The organism is Arenibacter lacus, from assembly GCF_008711145.1.
Taxonomy (GTDB): domain Bacteria; phylum Bacteroidota; class Bacteroidia; order Flavobacteriales; family Flavobacteriaceae; genus Arenibacter; species Arenibacter amylolyticus.
This window is the reverse complement of record NZ_VVIN01000115.1, coordinates 1-4,276: the sequence shown is the minus strand read 5'-3', so window position 1 is coordinate 4,276 and position 4,276 is coordinate 1. Positions and strand designations below refer to the sequence as shown.

The window sequence follows — 4,276 nt, the reverse complement described above, 5'->3', positions numbered from 1 at the left end:
CAGGCCCGCCTTTGTATTCGGGCAGGCCCGCCTTTGCTTTCGGGCAGGCCTTACGTCGGAATTCCACTTAAACTATACCTACTTCCTCCTGCTAGCACGAGCAAAATGCTCGCGCTAGCGGAGGATTAGTGCTATTAGCCAAATAGTTGATTTTTATTTTTTGACTAAAAAAACTTTGTAGGTTTTACTCATTCTTTAGTTAAACAGCTGATCCAATGGCTTATTGCTAATTGGTTATTGTTTATAGAACTTTACTGACGTCTGTTTACTAATGCCTAAACACATTGGTTATTGCTTATTGTTTATTGTTAATTGAAGAGACTACTGATTACTTTTTACTGTTCACCGATTACTGACCACTGTTACCGTAGTTCTCTTCACTATCGTTCATTCGAACTGACTAAGGGCTTTGTAGGTTTTACTCATCCCTAGATTCATAAAGGGCCGACCCAACTGTTTTTTGCTAATTGGTTATTGTTAATTGAAGGGACTACTGATTTTACTGTTCACCGATTACTGACCACTTACCCAATCTCAATACTTTGTACTAACTACTAATTTTTGCGTTAGCTATTGCAGCGATATCCTTTTTTGACATATGATTTATAATTATCCTAAGACCTGCGAGGTTTCTCAAACCTTGTAGGTCTAGTTGATAATCACGAAAAGTGTGAGCAATAATCTTACTTAGCAACAACCAAAAAAGATTAAGCGTAAAGAGCGACCCGATAGGGGAACGCCCAAAATAAAATTGGTATCTTTCTATCCTAAATATCAACTAATATGGGACATAAAATCGTAATTGCTGGCGCTGGTGGGATTGCTAGTGCGGTGGGGCTTATTATAGCGGAGTGGGCAGAGGGTACTCCACAGCTGTTTATTGGAAACCGAACCTTGGACAAAGCCCAACAGGTAGCGCAATGGATTAAAGATGGGGTCACCAAACCCTGCGAGGTGAAGGCTTTTTTGCTTTCAGAAAATGAAACTACTAGCGAGATGGAGTCGGTCTTCAGAGAGGGCGATATTCTGCTAGACTGTCTGCCGGGGAGTTTGGCCCCGAGAATGGCGGGTTATGCCAAAGAATATGGCATGCACTATGTAAACCTAACGGAGTACGTGGCCGAAACCAAGGAGATTATGGCATTAGCCAAGGATGCGGAAACAGGATTTATACTTCAATCTGGGTTGGCACCAGGGTATATCGATGTGTTGGCGCATCATCTGTTTTTGGAATTTTGTAAGGCCAACAAGGTGGATAAGGTAGATTCCTTAGAGTTTAAGGTAGGGGCTTTAACGCACCATGCCGTAGCCCCTCATTATTATGGTTTTACATGGAGTCCGATTGGCGTGGCTACAGAGTATATTAAAGAAGCCGAAACATTGCGGAACTATAAAATAAAACAACGTCCGTCCCTATCGGAAAGGGCCACCATAATTATAGACGGAATTGCCTATGAGGAAGACCTTACTTCCGGCGGTGCTGCCGATCTGCCCCACGCGTTGGAAGGAAAAGTAGGGAACTTAGATTATAAAACTTTGAGGCATCCCGGGCATTATGCGTGGGTAGATCATCAGATTAAGGGAATGGAAAAGGATGATGATACTATAGCGACTTTACAACGAGTGATGGGTGAGGCAATTCCGCATATAGAAGACGATCAAATTGTACTCTATGCCGCCGTAGAAGGGAAAGATTCCAAGGGGATTCTTAGAAGAAATGAAGTAGCCAAGAAAATCTACCCGCAAAAAGTAGGGAAACATACCCTAAAAGCAATTCAGACGACGACCGCAGTTCCTATGGTGGAGGCTGCTTATCATTTATTGAGCACTAAGTCAAAAGGATTGATTCTGCAAAGTCAGCTAGACCCGCTACCCTTTCTGAACGGGAAGTTTGTTACGCCTGTTTACGGGGAAATAGAAGAATGAGATCGGTTATAAAATGATCGGAATTTGGCGTTTTTATGAAGAAATATAGCTGAAAAGGGTAAGATTGACTAACTAATTGATCAAATATGTATAGGATGATTAATTACCTTTATGACTGGGATAGTTCCTGTATTTCTTATAGCATTTTTAAGTGGAACTATTAATCCAGACATTTTTGTATCACCAACTATACCACCAACATGAAACCCATTGTACAAATCTCCCTTGACCTTACCAATATTGACGAAGCTTTAGAAACTGCCGCCATGGCCTTAAGGGCCGGAGTAGATTGGTTAGAGGCGGGGACTCCGCTTATTTTGGCAGAAGGCCTGCATGGGGTAAGGAAGTTGAGGGAGGCCTTTCCGGGTATTCCGATAGTTGCCGATCTAAAAACCATGGACGGAGGGTATTTGGAAGCCGAAATGATGGCCAAAGCTGGCGCTACACACGTTGTAGTAATGGCTAGGGCGCATGTAGAGACCATCAAGGTTGTAGTACAGGCAGGCAAAGATTATGGCGTAAAAGTGATGGGAGACAATTTGGGATGTCCAGATATGGTAGAAGGAGCAAAGCTGCTGGAAGAATTGGGGTGCGATTATGTTATTCACCATATTGGGTATGATGAACGCCGAGGCATTGCCGCACAAGGATTAAAAATGCCCAGCCCATTAGATCAGTTAAGAGAAGTGGTAAATGCAGTAAACGTTCCGGTGCAAGCGGTAGGCGGACTCAGTTTAGAGCAGGCCATACGCTGTCCGGAATACGGTGCGCCTATGGTAGTTTTAGGCGCTCCGCTGACCATCGATGCCGATTCTTTTAAAACAGCCGATGGAGATCTGGAAAGCTCCTTGCGATTAATATGTGATAAAATCCATGCCTATGGGAAGGTCTCAAAATAACTAGTAATCAGAGTTGATACAAATACCATTATGAAGTCGATCGGAGTTGTGAACTATGCCCCAGAAAAGGGAAGTGTAGAAATTAGGGAAGTCGCCAAGCCAGAAATTGGGGAAGAAGATGTGCTGTTGGAAGTCGCCAACGTAGGAGTCTGTGGCAGCGATTTACACCAATGGACGGCCGACCATAGTTGGCCCGTGAATTATCCCGTAGTGTTGGGACACGAATTTGGGGGGCATATTGTAGCACTAGGCAACAGAGTAAAAGACTGGAAAGAGGGAGATAGGGTAGTTAGCGAGACTGCAGCAGTGATAGATCTCAATAATCCCATGAGCAAACAGGGGCTTTATAACCTAGATCCTACCAGAAAGGGATTTGGATATGGGGTAAATGGAGCTATGACGCGCTTTGTAAAGGTGCCTGCTCGTTGTCTTCACAAGGTGCCCGATAACCTTCCTTTTGAACAAGCCTGTCTTACCGAACCTTGCTCCGTGGCCTACAATGCCGTAGTAGTGAATTCGCCCATAAAACCCGGGGATCGGGTAGTGGTGTTAGGGCCAGGGACCATCGGAATCCTATGTGCTGCCATGGCCCGCTTAAGTGGTGCAGAAGTAGCAATCATAGGGTTGGAATCCGATCGAGGTAGGTTGGAGATTGCCAAACAATACGGCTGTGAAGGCATTGTTGGGGACGCTTCGGAATGGGCCCTTAAAAAGGACGGTTTGGGAGCCGATTGTATAATAGACGCTGCTGGGGCAAGTGCCACCTTAAAGATTGCTTTAGAATTGGTTAGGCCTAATGGTCATATTACCAAAGTAGGGTGGGGGCCACAGCCCTTAAACTTCTCTTTGGATCCCCTAGTGCAAAAAAATGTGACCCTACAGGGAAGTTTTAGCCATAATTGGCCTATTTGGGAAAAAGTACTCTCGCTATTGGCTTCGGGCCAATTGGATGTGAAACCTATAATTGGCGGAGTATGGAAACTAACCGATTGGAGGGAGGCATTTGAACAAATGCATTGTGGGGAAGTAGTTAAAAGTGTATTAAGACCTGATTAGATGCGATTAAAAGAGAAAACTATACTGATAACGGGTGGCTACACAGGCATTGGTCTAGCTATAGCCCGCCGCTGTGTGGCCGAAGGTGCCAAGGTAATGGTGAACGGGTTGGACGAGGATCTCGGAAAAACTCTTGTAGAGGAGCTAGGAGCAGAAAACGCCAGCATTTTCACCATAGATATTACCAATCCCCAAGCGCCTCAGAAACTCGTAGCAGAAACGCTGAGAACTTATGGCAAACTGGATGCAGTGGTCAATAATGCCGCTTTGATTGGTTCTTCCAATATAAATACCACAGACATTTCACTTATGGAGCGAATGCTAGCCGTGAATACGATTGCTCCTTTGGCGATAATTCAGGCTGCCTTGCCCCATTTATCCAAAGTGCGGGGGTG

General features: G+C 44.6%; 4 protein-coding genes. All 4 read left to right on the top strand.

The genetic code is table 11. The annotated features are described in order from the left end of the window. Positions 1-783 precede the first annotated feature (783 nt). Entirely contained in the window at positions 784-1,926 is a 1,143-nt protein-coding gene (locus F1E73_RS16440; RefSeq protein ID WP_150452581.1) for a saccharopine dehydrogenase family protein, read from the top strand. A 200-nt stretch (positions 1,927-2,126) separates the two neighbouring features. Next, a complete protein-coding gene (locus F1E73_RS16435) occupies positions 2,127-2,825 on the top strand; it encodes an orotidine 5'-phosphate decarboxylase / HUMPS family protein (protein WP_086477424.1) in 699 nt (232 codons plus the stop codon). Positions 2,826-2,855: 30 nt separating this feature from the next. Then, on the top strand, positions 2,856-3,881 hold the full coding sequence (locus F1E73_RS16430; protein ID WP_086477425.1) for a zinc-binding dehydrogenase: 1,026 nt from the start codon (positions 2,856-2,858) through the stop codon (positions 3,879-3,881). Continuing rightward, positions 3,882-4,276 (top strand): SDR family NAD(P)-dependent oxidoreductase (locus tag F1E73_RS16425; protein WP_150452580.1); only part of this gene is annotated, 395 nt, incomplete at its 3' end.

Coding starts and splice junctions, on each gene's coding strand:
- F1E73_RS16430 (WP_086477425.1), top strand. CDS start 2,856: ATGAAGTCGATCGGAGTTGTGAACTATGCCCCAGAAAAGGGAAGTGTA.
- F1E73_RS16435 (WP_086477424.1), top strand. CDS start 2,127: ATGAAACCCATTGTACAAATCTCCCTTGACCTTACCAATATTGACGAA.
- F1E73_RS16440 (WP_150452581.1), top strand. CDS start 784: ATGGGACATAAAATCGTAATTGCTGGCGCTGGTGGGATTGCTAGTGCG.